The sequence below is a fragment of the Mycobacterium sp. genome (genome assembly GCF_052143115.1).
Classification (GTDB): Bacteria; Actinomycetota; Actinomycetes; order Mycobacteriales; family Mycobacteriaceae; genus Mycobacterium.
On record NZ_JBKQTQ010000046.1, the window covers coordinates 1 to 16,008 of the forward strand.

At 66.4% G+C, this 16,008-nt stretch carries 17 protein-coding genes, 1 other RNA gene and 2 pseudogenes; 11 read left to right on the top strand and 9 right to left on the bottom strand.

Going from position 1 to position 16,008, the window contains the following annotated elements; translation table 11 throughout:
• From ACLQI9_RS04355 to ACLQI9_RS04370, 4 genes are all read right to left on the bottom strand, one after another.
• Window positions 1–355 (bottom strand): metal-dependent hydrolase (locus tag ACLQI9_RS04355; RefSeq protein WP_442391171.1); only part of this gene is annotated, 355 nt, incomplete at its 3' end.
• A 91-nt stretch (window positions 356–446) separates the two neighbouring features.
• Complete coding sequence (locus ACLQI9_RS04360) at window positions 447–1,451, bottom strand: zinc-binding dehydrogenase (protein WP_442391173.1); 1,005 nt, start codon at window positions 1,449–1,451, stop codon at window positions 447–449.
• 9 nt (window positions 1,452–1,460) lie between these two features.
• Complete coding sequence (locus tag ACLQI9_RS04365) at window positions 1,461–2,153, bottom strand: cutinase family protein (RefSeq protein WP_442380616.1); 693 nt, start codon at window positions 2,151–2,153, stop codon at window positions 1,461–1,463.
• A gap of 73 nt (window positions 2,154–2,226) precedes the next feature.
• A complete protein-coding gene (locus tag ACLQI9_RS04370) occupies window positions 2,227–2,622 on the bottom strand; it encodes a VOC family protein (protein ID WP_442380618.1) in 396 nt (131 codons plus the stop codon).
• Between the two features lie 137 nt (window positions 2,623–2,759).
• On the opposite strand from ACLQI9_RS04370, the gene ACLQI9_RS04375 reads away from it, so the two are divergent.
• The gene (locus ACLQI9_RS04375; RefSeq protein WP_442380620.1) at window positions 2,760–2,906 is read left to right on the top strand and encodes a hypothetical protein; all 147 of its coding nucleotides are present in this window, start codon (window positions 2,760–2,762) and stop codon (window positions 2,904–2,906) included.
• A gap of 3 nt (window positions 2,907–2,909) precedes the next feature.
• On the opposite strand, the gene ACLQI9_RS04380 is transcribed toward ACLQI9_RS04375, so the two are convergent.
• Complete coding sequence (locus ACLQI9_RS04380; RefSeq protein WP_442380622.1) at window positions 2,910–3,725, bottom strand: oxygenase MpaB family protein; 816 nt, start codon at window positions 3,723–3,725, stop codon at window positions 2,910–2,912.
• Window positions 3,726–3,788: 63 nt separating this feature from the next.
• Here ACLQI9_RS04380 and ACLQI9_RS04385 point away from each other — a divergent pair, with 63 nt between their 5' ends.
• Window positions 3,789–4,745 carry a cobalamin biosynthesis protein gene (locus ACLQI9_RS04385; RefSeq protein WP_442380624.1) on the top strand — a complete coding sequence of 319 codons (957 nt, stop codon included), beginning with the start codon at window positions 3,789–3,791 and terminating at the stop codon, window positions 4,743–4,745.
• Here ACLQI9_RS04385 and ACLQI9_RS04390 read toward each other — a convergent pair.
• The 3 genes from ACLQI9_RS04390 to ACLQI9_RS04400 all read right to left on the bottom strand — a co-directional run bounded on the left by ACLQI9_RS04390 (window position 4,717) and on the right by ACLQI9_RS04400 (window position 6,738).
• Window positions 4,717–5,538 carry an SURF1 family cytochrome oxidase biogenesis protein gene (locus ACLQI9_RS04390; protein WP_442380626.1) on the bottom strand — a complete coding sequence of 274 codons (822 nt, stop codon included), beginning with the start codon at window positions 5,536–5,538 and terminating at the stop codon, window positions 4,717–4,719. The two genes, ACLQI9_RS04385 and ACLQI9_RS04390, sit on opposite strands and share 29 nt — an antisense overlap.
• A complete protein-coding gene (locus tag ACLQI9_RS04395; RefSeq protein ID WP_442380646.1) occupies window positions 5,538–6,017 on the bottom strand; it encodes a low molecular weight protein-tyrosine-phosphatase in 480 nt (159 codons plus the stop codon). Before ACLQI9_RS04395 ends, ACLQI9_RS04390 begins: the two co-directional genes overlap by 1 nt.
• Before the next feature lie 88 nt (window positions 6,018–6,105).
• Window positions 6,106–6,738 (bottom strand): HAD-IA family hydrolase, encoded by a 633-nt coding sequence (locus ACLQI9_RS04400; RefSeq protein ID WP_442380628.1) that lies wholly within the window; start codon window positions 6,736–6,738, stop codon window positions 6,106–6,108.
• Between the two features lie 180 nt (window positions 6,739–6,918).
• Here ACLQI9_RS04400 and cobC point away from each other — a divergent pair, with 180 nt between their 5' ends.
• From cobC to ACLQI9_RS04425, 5 genes are read left to right on the top strand one after another with little or no spacing between them, the layout of a single operon-like run.
• Entirely contained in the window at window positions 6,919–7,974 is a 1,056-nt protein-coding gene (gene cobC / locus ACLQI9_RS04405; protein ID WP_442380630.1) for an Rv2231c family pyridoxal phosphate-dependent protein CobC, read from the top strand.
• A complete protein-coding gene (locus ACLQI9_RS04410) occupies window positions 7,971–9,110 on the top strand; it encodes a Nif3-like dinuclear metal center hexameric protein (RefSeq protein ID WP_442380632.1) in 1,140 nt (379 codons plus the stop codon). Before cobC ends, ACLQI9_RS04410 begins: the two co-directional genes overlap by 4 nt.
• The gene (locus tag ACLQI9_RS04415; RefSeq protein WP_442380634.1) at window positions 9,107–9,841 is read left to right on the top strand and encodes a zinc ribbon domain-containing protein; all 735 of its coding nucleotides are present in this window, start codon (window positions 9,107–9,109) and stop codon (window positions 9,839–9,841) included. The genes ACLQI9_RS04410 and ACLQI9_RS04415 overlap by 4 nt, the downstream gene beginning before the upstream one ends.
• Window positions 9,842–9,846: 5 nt before the next feature.
• The gene (locus tag ACLQI9_RS04420) at window positions 9,847–10,953 is read left to right on the top strand and encodes a bifunctional RNase H/acid phosphatase (protein ID WP_442380648.1); all 1,107 of its coding nucleotides are present in this window, start codon (window positions 9,847–9,849) and stop codon (window positions 10,951–10,953) included.
• A gap of 34 nt (window positions 10,954–10,987) precedes the next feature.
• Window positions 10,988–11,917 carry a DMT family transporter gene (locus ACLQI9_RS04425; protein ID WP_442380636.1) on the top strand — a complete coding sequence of 310 codons (930 nt, stop codon included), beginning with the start codon at window positions 10,988–10,990 and terminating at the stop codon, window positions 11,915–11,917.
• Between the two features lie 40 nt (window positions 11,918–11,957).
• Here the strand turns inward: ACLQI9_RS04425 and ACLQI9_RS04430 are convergent, their stop codons facing one another.
• Window positions 11,958–12,674, bottom strand: a complete 717-nt coding sequence (locus ACLQI9_RS04430; protein WP_442380638.1) for a 2OG-Fe(II) oxygenase — start codon at window positions 12,672–12,674, stop codon at window positions 11,958–11,960.
• Between the two features lie 97 nt (window positions 12,675–12,771).
• On the opposite strand from ACLQI9_RS04430, the gene ACLQI9_RS04435 reads away from it, so the two are divergent.
• The 4 genes and pseudogenes from ACLQI9_RS04435 to ACLQI9_RS04450 form a co-directional block, all read left to right on the top strand.
• A complete protein-coding gene (locus ACLQI9_RS04435) occupies window positions 12,772–14,058 on the top strand; it encodes a DUF222 domain-containing protein (protein ID WP_442380640.1) in 1,287 nt (428 codons plus the stop codon).
• Window positions 14,059–14,106: 48 nt separating this feature from the next.
• An RNA gene (rnpB, locus tag ACLQI9_RS04440) (RNase P RNA component class A) lies at window positions 14,107–14,492 on the top strand.
• A 389-nt stretch (window positions 14,493–14,881) separates the two neighbouring features.
• Window positions 14,882–15,400: pseudogene (locus ACLQI9_RS04445) on the top strand (peroxiredoxin); the annotation flags it as partial.
• 132 nt (window positions 15,401–15,532) lie between these two features.
• Window positions 15,533–15,868 (top strand): annotated as a pseudogene (locus ACLQI9_RS04450) (DUF742 domain-containing protein); the annotation flags it as partial.
• Between the last annotated feature and the right edge of the window lie 140 nt (window positions 15,869–16,008).

Consider the following 16,008-nt stretch of genomic DNA (forward strand, 5'->3'; position numbering starts at 1 on the left):
GGGCAGCCCGTAACCAGTCCCTCAAGCGCGGTTTGGCGGTGGTGGTTGGGTCGTGCGCCATTAAGAAACGCACCCCTACGAACCACGCGAGCAAGAACCCCGGCGCGGTGACCAGCATCGCCCACGCGCGCAGCAGGTAGCTCCCGCACACATTCTGGTAGACGTCGAATACCAGCGCGCGGTGCTCGACCTCCTCGGCTCCGTGCCAGCGCAGCAGATCAAGCATGACCGGGTCGGTTCCTGCGTAGTCCAAGCCACGGTTTTGGATCCACCATTGGCCCAGCACCGCAGTGAAGTGCTCGAGCGCGGCCACGTCGGCCAGGCGCCGGTAGAGCCACCATCGCTGCAAACGCATAGACCAGCCCGGGTGCTGATTAGTGCCCGCTGACAACCACTTCTGCAACTTGTCGGTGTAGGGCGTGCCATCCTCGCTGGACGTGCTCGGCTCACGGCACCAGGACGACCTTGCCGACGTTCTCTCGCGCCGCGAGGATCCGATGCGCTTCCGGGGCTTCGGCAAACGGCACAGCCGCGTGCACGACGGGCGCTGCCGTGCCGTCGGACAGTGCCGCCGACAGTGGCCCAATCCATGGTTCGAGTGTGCCGCGATCGTCCCACAGCCGCAGCATGTTGAGGCCGATGACGGTCTTGGAGTCGTTGAGCTGGTTGATCAGGTTGAACCCGCGCACCATCGCCAGCGCCTGTGGCGCCGCGCGCCGCAGTGACCGCTTTTCGCCCTGCTGCAACGACGAGAGGCCGTAGGCCACCAGCCGTCCGCCCGGACGCAAGAGGTCGAACGACCGCCGCAACGAGGTGCCGCCCAACGCATCCAGCACGATGTCGTACGGTCCCAGGCCCTTCCACCACCCGTCGCGGTGATAGTCGATGGCGCGGTCGACGCCCAGCGCGGCGAGCTGGCGGTGCTTGCCCGGCGATGCGGTGCCGTGCACGACCGCACCCGCGGCCTTGGCCAGCTGGACCGCCGCGATGCCGACACCCCCGGCCGCGGCATGCACCAGCACACGCTCGCCGGCGCGCAGCGAGCCGTAACCGTGCAGCGCTGCCCACGCCGTCGCATAGTTGTCCGGGACCGCGGCGCCCTGCTCGAAGCTCATCGACTCCGGAAGCACCACGGTGTCGTCCGCGGCGGCATTGACGATTTCGGCATAGCCGCCGAAACGTGTTCCGGCCAAGACGCGCTCGCCGACGCGTGCCGGATCGACGCCGTCTCCGACGGCCTCGATCGTCCCGGCCACCTCATAGCCGACCACACTCGGCACCTTCGGCGCGTCGGGGTACAGCCCGACGCGGGCGAGGTGGTCGGCGAAGTTAACTCCCGACGCGCGCACCGTGATCCGCACCTGGCCGGCCGAAGGCGGCGGGGGATCGGGTCGGTCTTGGACCTTGAGCACCGACGGGGGGCCGTGCCTGGTGATGACGACCGCGCGCATGACCCCTGGCTACAGGTGACTTGCGACGAAACTCGCAGCCTGAGCCGGCATTCCGGAACTCGGATAGGAAAGGTGCGCCGCGGAGAACATCTCGTCGTACGTTGGCACCGTCAAACCCCCGCCTGGGGTGCAGATCGGATCGCCGGGCGCACACAAGTCAATGGCCTTAGCCCCATACCACGGGCTGATCGCGCCTATTGGCGCCCCCAGATATCTGTCCGCCGGATTCCCGAAGACGGCGACCGCGGCAACGTGATCGGCCACGTCCTGCGGTAGCGACGCGGGGATAAAGCCCGCAACCGGGAATTGGGCGATGGTGATCAGATCTATCACAATCGCGCCCTGGGAGTATCCGCCGAGCACCAACTTGGTGTTGGGACAGCTGGCGGCCATCGACTCGACATGAGCGTTCGCGTCAACGGCACCGGCGTTTGCCGATGGGATGAAATCCTCCGAGGCGGGGTAGTTGACCGGATAAACCGCGACGGACCGACCGCCAACCTGCGAGCGCAGCGAATCGATGAATTCCTGTCCGACCCCGCCAACACCAGGCCGCTCGATGGTGGCACGGGCGAACGTCACCTCAACGTCGGGGCACGGAGCGGCGGACGCGGGGCCGATGTTGATCGGTGCGCTCAGCAGCGCCATCGAGGTGGCCACCACCGCGGCAGCCAGGAAATGCGCGATTCGGCGAACGCTCACGTCGTAATGCTGACACATCGCGACGGGACTGGGGTCTGGTTTGCCAATCCGCTTCCCGGACGCTTTTAGTCAGTCAGCCCGGCGGCGCGAAGAACTCGAGCGCGCTGCCGTCCGGGTCTCGAAAGCTCAATCCCGAGCCGTAGGACGCGTCCACGATCCCGCCGTGCTGGACGCCGAGCCCGTTGAGTCGGGCCATCCAGCTTTCCAGCTCGGCGCGGTTGGCGCAGCCGAAACCCACGTGGTCCAGGCCCACCCGGAACTCGCTGAACCGCTCGTCGGGGGCCGAAAGCTCGTGCTGGTGGATTCCGAATACCGTGCCGCCGTCAAGCAGCCAAACCAGGTGCCGGAATCCGGCGTCGGTGTGCTCGTCGAGCACTGGGTCGGCGCCGAACAGCGTCCGATACCACGGGCCGCTGATTTTGATGTCGCGCACGGTAATTGCGACGTGGTTGAGTCCGGGAAAGGCCACGGGTCTGCTCCCTTCTGAGCGTCAGCGGTGGGCGGTCCGACCAGGTCCGCGTAAACAGTGTGATCTACGTCGCAATGCGGCGTCGATGAGGCGAGCGCCACATTTACTTCGGCCAACTAATTAGTCATGCTTGCTATATGACTTCACAGCTGACGCCCGAACGCACGACCTCCCTTCCGGCCAAGACCGATGAAGCCCGCGAACGCCCCTTGCTTCTGCAGCCGTGGTTTTTGATGGCGATATTGAGCATGGTCGCCATCGTGTTGGTCGTCGTCTTCAACTAGTCACTACACGATTCGCCAGCCGCGACGGGCACGAAACCGCATATCCCACAGGTAAAGCCGATATCCCAGAATCCACGCCTGGTGTGGAATCAGCCGGTCGGCCAGCCGCACCGCGGCCAGCAGCCATTCGAACCGGCGCTGCTGGGATTCTGCCCACTCCAGCCGCATCATCGCGCGGAACTCGGGGGCTAAAAAGCCCGTCGTCGCGAACAGGTTGAACGATCCGGCAAGGGCGTGCAGCGGCCGCGGCAAAAACGCCATCGTCGCCACCCCGTGCAGATGCTCGCGCACCGGGCGATCGATGCGCAGGTCTTCCAGGGAGCGCTTCCAGTAGTCGTCGAACGCGACCCGGTCCGATGGCCACATGCCCTCGCGCACCTGAAGGGTGGTGCCCAGGCGCTTGGCGTCCTGGTAGACGGCATCCGCGGTGGCCTCGTCCAAGGGGCCGTACAGAAACTCGTGCTGGTCGACGAAATAGCGATACAGGCAGGCGGCCACCCATAGCTGCAGCGCGGGATCGAATGCGTTGTAGGACACTGGGCTTGACGACGTCGACCTCACCTGCCGGTGAGCGGTGTCGACGGCAGCGCGGATTAGTTCGCGGTCCGCATCGGTGCCGATGGTCGCCACGGCCAAATACGTGCCGGTGGTACGCGCCCGTTTGAACGGATGCTTATAGACGTTGCCGCTGTCGACCGGGCTTTCCAACACGCCATAGCCGACACCCGGCAACGACAGCTGCATGATCACATTCGCGGCCGGCAGCAACACTGCCGCGGGGTTCAGCAAGTCGGCGACCCGGGTGGCGTTCCGCTTCATCGCGGCCGCTGCTCACCAGAAGTCTCCATCAACCGAGTAGACCACGTGTGAGACGCTGCCGGAATGTTTGGGCCGACGCGGCATCCCCGGGTCGCCGGTGTGCTGGCCGGCTGCCTGGCCGACCTGCTGCTGGCCGACCCGCGGGCGGGGCATCCAGTCGCAGGATTCGGTGCCGCCGCAGCGGCGGTGGAGCGGGTCACCTACCGCGACACTCGGATCGCCGGCGCCGCCCACGTCGTCGTGCTGGTGGGCGCGGTGAGCCTGCTCGGCGCTGCGGTGCAGCGGGATGCTCGACGCCGCGGTCCGCGGTGGTCAGTTGCCGCGACCGCGGTGGCGACGTGGATAGCGCTGGGCGGAACGTCCCTGGCGCGCACCGGCTTGGCAATGGGCGATCTCTTGAGCCGCGACGATGTGGACGGCGCCAAACGGCTGTTGCCCTCGCTATGCGGGCGTGACCCGGCGCAGCTCGACGCCGTGGGATTGACGCGGGCATCGCTGGAGTCGGTTGCCGAGAACACCTCGGACGCCCACGTCGCGGCGCTGCTGTGGGCGACGGTGGGCGGCATGCCCGCGGTCCTCGGATGCCGCGCCGTCAACACGCTCGACTCGATGGTCGGCCATCGCTCGCCGCGCTATGCCCGATTCGGTTGGGCCGCAGCACGTCTGGATGACGCGGCTAACTATGTCGCCGCGCGGCTGACCGCGGCGCTGGTGGTGTTGTGTGCACCGGTGGTCGGGGGATCGCCGTCGGGTGCGGTGCGTGCCTGGCGTCGTGACGCCGCCCGTCATCCCAGCCCCAACGCCGGCGTCGTGGAGGCGGCATTCGCGGGGGCGCTGGGCGTGCGCCTGGGCGGGCCGACGCAGTACCAGTACGAATTGCAGATCCGGCCTACCCTCGGCGACGGAGTGCCTCCGTCGGTGGCCGACCTGCGCCGCGCGGTGCGGCTCTCCCGGACAGTGCAGGCGGCGGCGACGGCGCTGTGCCTTGCTGTCAGCGCCGCCGTCCGTAGCGGTCGGTGAGCTTCTCCTCGACGGTCGCGGGCTTAGTGGGCTCCGTCGGCGATGTCTGACTCTTCTCGACGCGGCGGGCCCGGATCTCGGCGTACGCGAAATAGCCCAGCAGGATCGGTGCGATGACGCCGAACGTGATCCACTGGATGCCGTAGGACAGGAACGGCCCGGCATCCAGGTGGGGGAGCCCGATCACGCCGAGCCCGCCGGGCTGGTTGTCCACCAATTGCAGATATGACCCGGCCAGCGGGACTGCGGTCAGCGTCGCTATCTGGCTGACATCGATCGAATACACCTGCCGCACACCGTCACTGATAAATGACTCCTTGTCCATCACCGGCCGCTCGGAGTCGCGCAGCCGCGCCGTAATGGTCACCGTCTCACGCGGAGGCGGGGGGACCGATGGTAGCCGCGACCCCTGCGCGGGCCGCACGTAGCCGCGGTCGACCAAGACGCTGGGGCCGCCGTCGACCATGAAAGGCAACAGCACCTCCATCGCCGGCTCCCCGTCGGCCACCCGCAGCCGGGCCACCAGCTGTTTATTCGGCAGGTAGTGGCCAGTTGCTGTCACCCTGCGCCACTGCGCGTCGGGTGCCGATGAATCTTGCTGCGGCAACAGAGTTTTCAGCGGCACCGGTGCGGTTGTCAGGGATTGCTGGATCTGGTTGTTCTCCCGAGACGTCTTGGTGTTTTTCCCGAGCTGCCACGGCGCAAGCACGCTGAAACACAAGTAGGTGAACGCGATGACCACCACCGCCAGCGCCACCCAGCCCGGCCGCAGGAGAAACGTGAGCCGACGCATCAGGGAGGTCCGTCTTGGGCGAGTCGCTCGTCGACCCAGTTGTGCAGACCCGGCAAAGAGGCCTCGATGGCGGCGAAAACCGCTTCGAAGTCGTCGTGGTCGCCGTAATAGGGGTCGTCGACGTCGAGAACATAAGCGCCGGATCGAGGGTCGAAGGATCGCAGCATCCGGATGCGGTCGGCGTCGACACCAAGTTGCTGGAGAAGCCAGACGTGGTTGCGGGCCAGAGCGACCACCAGGTCGGCTTCGATGTGATCGATGCCGATTTGCGCTGCGCGGTGGTCGGTGGGGTAGCCGTGCGCGCGCAGTACGCGGTTGGCCCGCTCGTCGGCGGACTTGCCCACATGCCAGCCGGCGGTTCCCGCACTGGTCACCCGCACTGCGTCGCGCAGACCGCGTTGGCAGATCTCGTGGGCGAACATCTTCTCGGCCATCGGCGACCGGCAGATGTTGCCGGTGCAGACGAACGTGATGTGCAGCTTGCGCTCAGCCCGACGACGATGCAGGCCCGTCTGGGCCTGAGGTGGGGGCACCTCCCGCTTGCGGGGGCGAGTCGGGCAATCGGACTCAGACACCTAGCGCCCTCCGCAGTTCGGCAACCGTCGCGACGTGCACCGCACCGCTCGTCGCGGTGGCATCGGCGAAGTCGGCTTGGCCATATCCCCAGCCGACCACGACCACGTCGAGGCCATGTGCGGTCGCGCCTTCGACATCGTGAAGGCGGTCGCCGACCATGAGCACCCGTTCCGGAAGCGGCTGCAGTTGTGCCAACGCGTGTGCCAGTACGTCAGCCTTGGTGGCGCGGGTGCCGTCGACGCTGGCTCCCGCGACGACCTCGAAGTGCTCGTCAAGCCCGAAATGCGCCAGAATCCGCCGTGCGGTCGGCTCCGCCTTGGAGGTGGCCACGGCGAGCCGGATGCCCGCCGCTCGCAGGTCGGCCAGCAAGGGGCCAATCCCGTCGAAGAGGCTGTTGATCGCCCAGCCGCGGGTGGTGTAGTCGGCACGGTAGGCGGCAATCGCGGCATCGGTGTGCTCGCCCAGCCCCATCGCGGACAAGGTGTGGTGCATCGGCGGGCCGACGATCCGGCTGGTCAGATCGCCCTCGGGCACGGCAGCGCCGATCTGGCCGAGCGCGTGGCGAAAGCTGGACACGATGCCGTCAGCGGAGTCGGTCAGCGTGCCGTCAAGGTCGAAGATCACCAGCTGCGGCTTTGCGACGGCCGGTGACGATGCGCGCCGTGAAGCGGCGTCCCGAGGAGGCGGCCAATTTGGCTCCGCCGAAATCCTGCCTGTCACGTCCCCATTGTCCAAGATGATGCGACCTGCCCTTGACGGTGTCCCGATACCTGGCCTCGTCGCGAAGTCGTTAGTGTTTCAGACGTGGCGAGTCTGGATCCGAGCGCGGCGACTGCGTTCGCGGCGGCGCGCTACCACGGCGATCAGGCCGCCGAACCGGGCATGCTCGATTTCGCCGTCAACGTCCGTCACGCGCAACCGCCGGCCTGGCTGGTGCAACGGCTGGCCGCACGGTTGCCGGATCTGGCGCATTACCCCGGCGCCGACGACGAGCGCGCGGCGATACAGGCCGTCGCGGACCGTCACGGCCGTGAGCGCGACGAGGTCGCGCTGTTGACCGGGGCCGCCGAGGGATTCGCGTTGCTTCCCAACCTGCGCCCGACGCTGGCGGCGGTGATCGCGCCGTCGTTCACCGAGCCGGCGGTGGCGCTGAGGTCGGCCGGTGTCCGCGTGCACCACGTCGTGCTCGATCGGCCGTTCGGCCTGGCCGGCGCGCAGGTGCCCGACGATGCCGATCTCGTCGTGGTAGGCAACCCCACGAACCCGACGTCGGTGCTGCACTCCCGCGAGCAGATCCTCGCGTTGCGCCGACCCGGGCGGATCGTCGTGGTGGACGAGGCGTTCGCCGATTCGGTTCCCGGCGAGCCGGAATCACTGGCCGAGGACCCGCGGCCCGACGTGCTGGTATTGCGCAGCCTGACCAAAACGTGGTCGCTGGCGGGCCTGCGGGTGGGCTACGCACTGGGTGCGTCCGAGGTGCTGGCCCGGCTGACCGCTCAACGCGCCCACTGGCCGGTGGGCACGCTACAACTGACGGCCATCGCGGCGTGTTGTGCGCCCGACGCCGTGGCCGAAGCCGCGGCGGACGCCGGGCGGCTGGCGGCGCTGCGCACCGAGATGGTGTCCGGCCTGCGGTCAGTGGGTGTCGAACCAGTCGATGGCTGTGCACCATTCGTCCTGTTCACCGTTCCGGATGCCGAATTGGTGCGAAAGCACCTGCACGCCAACGGAATTGCGGTGCGGCGATGTGACACGTTCGTCGGATTGGACGGACGATATCTGCGGGCTGCGGTCCGACCCGAGTGGCCGGTACTCGTCGAGGCGATCGCCGACATGGCGAAGAGTGGGGTACTTCGATGACCGTGCTGCTGGCCGAGGTCATCGACGTGCTGGACGCGGCCTACCCGCCTCGGCTTGCCCAGTCGTGGGATTCGGTTGGCCTGGTCTGCGGCGATCCCGACGACGTGCTGAGCTCGGTGACGATCGCAGTCGACGCCACGGCTGCGGTGGTCGACGAGGTTCCCGACGGTGGACTGCTGCTGGCTCACCATCCGCTGCTGTTGCGTGGGGTGGACACGGTGGCGGCCAATACTGCCAAAGGTGCCTTGGTGCACCGGCTGATCCGCTCCGGCCGTTCGCTGTTCACTGCACACACCAACGCCGACTCGGCATCGCCGGGCGTGTCCGACGCATTGGCGCAAGCGCTCGGGCTTACCGTCGAGTCGGTGCTGGAACCGTCGCCCGCGGTGCCCGATCTGGACAAGTGGGTGATATTCGTACCGCCGGAGAACGCGGAGGCGGTGCGGGAGGCGGTTTTCGCGGCCGGCGCCGGAAGAATCGGCGACTATTCCCACTGCAGTTGGAGCGTCACCGGCACCGGCCAGTTTTTGCCGGAGGACGGGGCGTCCCCGGCTATCGGCAGCGTCGGCACCGCGGAGCGAGTGGTCGAGGACCGAGTCGAAGTGATCGCACTTGCGCGGGCACGGCGGGAGGTGCTCGTGGCGATGCGCGCGGCGCATCCCTACGAGGAACCGGCATTTGACATCGTCGCGCTGGCGCCGCCGCCCGCCGACATCGGGTTAGGGCGAATAGGCTCGTTGATGCAGCCAGAGTCGTTGAGCGCGTTCGTCTCCCGCGTCAAGGCAAGCCTGCCCCAAACGTCGTGGGGAGTGCGGGCCGCGGGCGATCCAGACATGACCGTGTCGCGCGTCGCGGTATGCGGAGGTGCCGGGGACTCGCTGCTCGACACCGCAGCGGCCGCCGGCGTGCAGGCTTATGTCACCGCCGACTTGCGCCATCACCCCGCCGACGAGCACCGTCGCGCTTCCGATGTGGCCTTGATCGATGTCGCGCATTGGGCCAGCGAATACCCTTGGTGTGCACAGGCCCGGGACGTCCTGCGGTCGGCTTTCGGTGCCGCCCTTACGGTACGTGTGTGCTCCATCCGCACCGATCCGTGGAATGTTGACAACGACAACGGGGGAGAGCAGCGATGAAAGCCGCAGTCGCGCAGCAGCGCTCGCTGCTGGAAGTTGCGGAGCTGGACGCTGAACTGTCCAGGATCGCGCACCGTGCCAGCCACATTCCTGAGCGTCAGGATATTGACCGAATGCAAACCGACCAGGCCGCAGCCAATGACCGGCTGGGCGCTCTGCAAATCGCGTTGGAAGACACGGACGCTCAGGTGTCACGGTTCGAGTCGGAGATCGACGCGGTGCGCCAGCGTGAGGACAGGGACCGTTCGTTGCTCCAATCGGTAGCAGACGCCAAGCAATTATCGGAGTTGCAGCACGAGCTGGATACCCTGCAACGCCGCCAGTCCAGCTTGGAGGATTCGCTGTTGGAGGTGATGGAACACCGCGAGCAGTTGCAATCGCAACAGACCGCTGAGGCGGCGGCGATTGAAACGCTGCAAGCCGATTTGGCCGCCGCGCAGCAGGCTCTCGACGGCGCACTCGACGAAATCGACCAAAACCGGCGCGTTCACGCGACGCGGCGCGACGAGCTCACCGCCGCGTTGGATCCCGAGCTGATCGCGCTTTACGAACGACAGCGTGCCGGCGGCGGCCCCGGTGCGGGGCCACTACTGGGCCGTCGTTGCGGAGCCTGCCGGATCGAGATCGACCGCGGTGAGTTGTCTAGGATCTCGTCGGCCGCAGAAGATGATGTGCTGCGGTGTCCCGAGTGCGGCGCAATCTTGTTGCGAGTCAAAGGCGTTGGTCAGTGATGGTGTTGAAGGTAATTGTCGAAGCCGATGGCGGGTCGCGCGGTAACCCGGGGCCGGCGGGCTACGGGTCGGTGGTCTGGACAGCGGACCGGTCGACCGTTTTGGCTGAGAGCAAGCAGGCGATCGGTCATGCCACCAACAACGTCGCCGAATATCGCGGCCTGATAGCCGGTTTGGAAGAGGCGGCGAAACTGAAGGCCACTGAGGTCGCGGTGTCGATGGATTCCAAGCTGGTGGTCGAGCAGATGTCCGGGCGCTGGCGCGTCAAGCATCCCGACCTCGCGGAGCTCAACGCCACGGCCCGCGCGCTGGCTGCACGGTTCGAGCGGGTCGGCTACACATGGGTTCCGCGCGCACAGAACTCCTACGCCGATCGGCTGGCCAACGAGGCGATGGACGCCGCCGCAGCGGCGGAAGAGCAGCCAAAGAACGACGATTCGGCGACGACGGCGCAACCAAGCGAGAACCCGTCGCCGCCGGGCTGGACCGGCGCGCGCGGTAGTGCCACCCGGCTGTTGTTGCTGCGTCACGGCCAGACCGAGCTGTCGGTGCAGCGGCGTTACTCGGGACGCGGCAATCCGGGGCTGACCGAGCTTGGGCGGCGGCAAGCCGATGCGGCGGCCCGGTATCTCGGGCAGCGTGGCGGCATCTCGGCAGTGGTCGCCTCGCCCCTGCAACGCTGCTACGACACCGCGACGGCGGCGGCCAAAGCCCTGGGCCTGGACTTGACCGTCGACGACGATCTGATCGAGACCGATTTCGGCGCATGGGAAGGTTTGACGTTCGCTGAGGCAGCCGAACGCGATCCCGAATTACATCGACGGTGGCTGCGCGACACCAGCACAGAACCCCCGGGTGGGGAAAGCTTCGATGACGTCAACCAGCGGGTCTGCCAGGTGCGGGACCGGATCGTGGCAGAGTACGGCGGCACCACGGTGCTGGTGGTGTCGCATGTGACCCCGATCAAAATGCTGCTGCGACAAGCCCTCGACGTCGGGCCAAGCATCCTTTACCGGCTACATCTGGACCTGGCCTCGTTGAGCATCGCCGAGTTCTACCCGGACGGCGCGTCATCGGTGCGGCTGGTCAACCAGACCGGGTATCTGAGTTAGACGTCGCGGACATCGGGTAGGCAGGCAGGCATTCATGGAGTGGGCCACACATCATGCGGTCGCGATCGGATCGGCACTGCTTGCTGCATTCTTTGCTGCGGTGGGAATTGTTATCCGGCAGCGCGCGATCCAAGAAGAGGCAGCCCACCGGGACGACGCGGGCGCAATTGTGACATCGTGGGTTCGACAGCCGGCATGGTGGGCGGGAACACTGGTTGCGGTCGGCGGGTATGCCTTCCAGGCGATCGCGTTGGCGCATGGATCGTTGTTGCTTGTGCAGCCACTGCTGGTGTCCTCGCTGTTGTTCGTGCTGCCGCTGGGTGCGAGGTTCTCCAAACAGCATGTGACTGCAGCTGATTGGTGTTGGGCGCTGCTGCTGACCGCAGCGCTCATCGTTTTCGTTCTGGTCGGACAGCCGCGCGAAGGCCACTATCGTCCGCCCGTACCCGCGTGGAGCGTGGCGCTGGCCGGCGCAGTCCCGGTGGTGATCCTCTGTGTGGTGGCGGCCCATCGAACCGTTGGTCGAACGCGTGCCATGCTGTTGGCCACCGCCGTCGCTGTGTTGGTGGGCATGATCGCGGTTCTGACGAAAGTCAGCACTCACCACCTCGCCGTGCACGGGTGGCGTGGGCTACTGACGGTGCCGGCGCCTTATTTGCTCATAGTGCTGGCCGTCGCGGTAACGGTGTTGCAGCAGTCGGCATTTCATGCCGGCGCATTGCAAGCGTCGGTACCGATCATGCTGGTCGGTGAGCCCATGGTGGCGGTGCTGTTGGGTGTCGTGATACTCGGTGAGCATCTGATTGTCCGGAGTGCCGGAGCCCTGATACTGGCGGTAGCAGTGACCGCGATGACGGCGGCCACCATCGCGCTGGGCCGTGAATCGGTTCCTCGCACAACGCAGGTCGTCGATCCGACGGCATCACTCCCACAATCGGCATCGGACGCGACTTCAACTGCATAGGTGCCAGGCGATCGGCCGGTCTGGGCATACGCTGCGCCGTTCAGGCGGCGTCGTGAAATATCAGCCCCAACGCGTAGCGCTCGCCCGAACGCACGACGGACAGGCCATGGCGCACCGGTGCAGCCGACCAGCCGCGAGGCGACCGCACGGGCCGATCGCGGGTAGTGAACAGGTAACCGTGGCCCTGCGGCAGTTGGGTAGCGGTGCCGCGTGATTGGGCTCGCGGCCGCTGTTCGACGAGCATGAACTCCCCGCCGGTGTATTCGGTATCCGAGTTGCTCAGGTTGATCACCACTTGCAGCGGAAACACCAAGTCCCCGTAGAGGTCTCGGTGCAGAGCATTCCAATCGTTCGTCCCGTATTTGAGCACCAGGGCCGTCGGTCTCGTCTGGCCGGCGGCATGGCACATATCCAGCCATTCGTCGAGGCTGTCCGGCCACGGAGCTTCCCGGCCCAGCTTGGCCCACCAATCCCGGGCGATCGGTAACAGCCGCGGATACAGCGCCTGCTTCAGGTGCTCGATCGGTTCCGGATAGGGCGCGCGGAAATACCGATATTGGCCGGAGCCGTAGCGACGAGGCCCCATGTCGATGGTGGCGCGGAACAGTTGATCTCTCGCGTACAGATTGCGCAGCCGTTTGGCCTCGGTGGGTGTCAAGAGCCGGGGCAGCAGCGCTCCGCCGTCGTCGTCGACGGCAGCGGCGATGGACTGCCAGTCGCCGGCGTCGACGCGGTTGTCCCATCGGGTCGCCGGCATCAGCTGTGTCCTCCCTTCGATCGCTCTTCTGTAGACGATAAGGATGCCTCGGACGTGAGGACCATTCTTGTCGGCGCCGTCATATATACTCGAACACATGTTCGATATTTTGGCGATGCTCGATCCGGCCTGCGAGGAATCGGCGCTGGTCGAGCGCATCGCCGAGCTGGAACGGGTCAAATCGGCCGCAGCGGCGGGCCAGGCTCGAGCCGCGGCTGCATTGGACGAGGCACGCCGAGCCGCCGAGGCCGCGGCGGGTGTACCGGCCGCGCGGCGCGGACGCGGGGTAGCCAGCGAGATCGCGCTGGCCCGACGAGATTCACCTGCGCGGGGTAGCCGCCATCTCGGCTTCGCCAAAGCGCTGGTGCACGAGATGCCGCACACCCTGGCCGCATTGGAGGCCGGGGTATTGACGGAGTGGCGGGCGACCCTCATTGTGCGCGAAAGCGCCTGCCTGGACATCGAGGACCGGCGCGCCCTGGATGCCGAGTTGTGCGCCGACCCGGCCGGCCTGGACGGCATGGGCGACGCGCGGGTAGCGGCGGCGGCCAAGACGATCGCTTACCGGCTCGATCCGCACGCGGTCGTCGACCGGGCAGCCAAAGCCGAAACCGAACGCACGGTGACCATTCGGCCCGCGCCCGACACGATGACGTATGTGACGGCGCTTTTGCCTGTGGCCCAAGGTGTGTCTGTATACGCGGCGCTGCGACGGGAGGCCGATATTTGTGTGGACGGACGTTCACGTGGCCAGGTGATGGCCGACACGCTGGTCGAGCGGGTCACTGGGCGAACCGCAGCGACGGCCACGCCGATCGCGGTCAACCTGGTGCTATCGGACGAGACTCTGTTGGGCGGTTCCAGCGCACCCGCAAATGTCTTCGGCTACGGTCCCATCCCGGCGGCGGTCGCCCGCCGATTGGTCTCGGGCGCGGTCACTGATACACGGTCGCGCGCTACGCTGCGCCGGCTCTACGCTCATCCGGGATCCGGGGCGCTGGTGGCCATGGAGTCGCGGGCCCGGTTGTTTCCCCGCGGGCTGGCTGCCTTTATCGGGCTACGGGATCAGCGCTGCCGCACGCCTTTCTGCGACGCGCCGATCCGCCACCGCGACCATGCGCGACCCTGGGCCGGCGGTGGCGAAACGAGTGCGGGGAACGGGCTCGGATTATGCGAGGGATGCAACTACGTCAAAGAGGTAGGGGGCTGGCGCGTCGAACCGAGCGTCAATGAAACGTTTAGGCACACAGTGGAATTCACCACTCCGACGGGCGCGCAGTATCGCTCGGGAGCGCCTCCGCTGCCACGAGCGCCGGTGCGGATGGAAATCAGTGAGATGGAAATCGCCGTCGGGATAGCAATCTCGGAATTACATGCCGCGTAGACAGGCGCTGGCCCCTGCATTGCGCAACGAGTACCGTATTAGCGCGGACGAGTTGGCTGGGCGGCCGCGGCTCGCACATCGAGTCGAGGAAAGTCCGGACTTCACAGAGCAGGGTGATTGCTAACGGCAATCCGAGGTGACTCGCGGGAAAGTGCCACAGAAAATAGACCGCCGCCCTCGTGGTGGTAAGGGTGAAACGGTGCGGTAAGAGCGCACCAGCATTCCGGGTGACCGGAATGGCTCGGCAAACCCCACCCGAAGCAAGGCCAAGAAGATCGCACCACGGTGCGGTCGCGCAGGTGTTAGAGGGTTGCTCGCCCGAGCCTGCGGGTAGGCCGCTCGAGGCACCCGGTGACGGTGTGTCCAGATGGATGGTCGCCGCCGCGCTACGAGGTAGTGCGGAACAGAATCCGGCTTATAGGCCAGCTCGCCCGCCCTAGGCTTCTGAACTGCGTGTTTAGCTAGTTTGTGTCGCCTCGGTCCGCAGTTGGTGCGCAGGAAATCCAAGCACCGAGTCAATCGCGTCCCGCGTCCGGTCGTCAGAATCGGGCCACAGATGGCTGTAGGTGTCCAGCGTCTCGACCGCGCTGGCGTGGCCGAGACGTGACTGGACCGTCTTCAACACTCTCCCCGTGACGGATCAGCAAACTTGCATAGTAATGGCGCAGCGCGTGAAACCCGGTCCCGGCAGCGGCCCGCGGATGGTTCCCGGCATCCTCGGCGTGGCCGAGCCGATCACGGTTCCCACCTGGTAGCTGTTCGGCGATGACCGAATTATCCGAGTCGTGCGTCGCGCAGAGCTTCCCCGCGTTACTCTTTGCCGATGATCGCGGGCGAGAAGGCGCCTGACTTCACTCTGTATGATCACACCGGTCGGCCTCGGACGCTGTCCGCGCTCCTTTCCGAAGGGCCGGTTGTGCTGTTCTTCTTCCCAATAGCGTCCTCACCGATCTGTACAGCCCAGGCTTGTCATTTTCGGGACCTGAGCGACGAATTCGCCAGGGTGGGCGCCCAGCGGGTGGGCATCAGCACCGACACCGTCGACAAGCAGGCCCACTTCGCCCAACAGCGCTCTTTCGACTATCCGCTGCTCTCCGACGCGGACGGCGTGGTGTCCGAGCTGTTCGGGGTGCGCCGAGGCAGGCTCGCCAAGCTGCGTAGATCCGTCGTGGCGCGTGAGGCGGCCTGGCGTGGTCGGCACACTCGGCGCCGTGGCCTGCTGGCCCGGCTGCTGCCGGTCAGACGGACCACATTCGTCATCGACACCGACCGCACCATACTCAAGGTCGTCTCCAGCGAGGTGCGCGCATCGGTGCACGCCGACCAGACCTTGTGGTTCTTGGAGAACCACAACGTGCCGCATAGTTCGCCACATGTCCGGGAGAAGCACACCGACGCGCATCAGCAGTCGGAGGGCAAGGGCGAACCGATCGGCGACTGGTTCACAGAACCGGAAACCGCGGACGAGCCGAGCTTGGTCCGGCCATACACGCTGACGGCAGGCCGTACCGGCTCTGGTGTCGAACTGGCACTCGAGGCTCCGGTCGAAGCGCTCAACACCACAGCGAAGCCGCCGCGCTGGCGGAGAAATGATGTGCGGGGCCAGATCCTGACGTCGTGCGTGCACAGCCCCTCGGTCGCAGAGATCGCCGCTCGTCTGTCCTTGCCGCTCGGTGCGACGCGGTTCCTGGTCGACGACCTGGTGACACAGGGTTATTTGCGGGTGCAAGCCCCCCTCGGTGACTCGATGACAATAGACGAACGACGTGAACTGATAAGAAGGACCCTGCGTGGCCTACGAGCACTCTGAGGGGTGGGGCGCCGCCCGTGCACGGAATTCACTCTCCGTCGGGTCGCTACAGCGTTGTAACTCCGTGTCACCAATGTCCTGAGACACCACAGCTAGTTCTCCACGAACATTAGCGATGTCGACCAAGTCGGCATCGAACT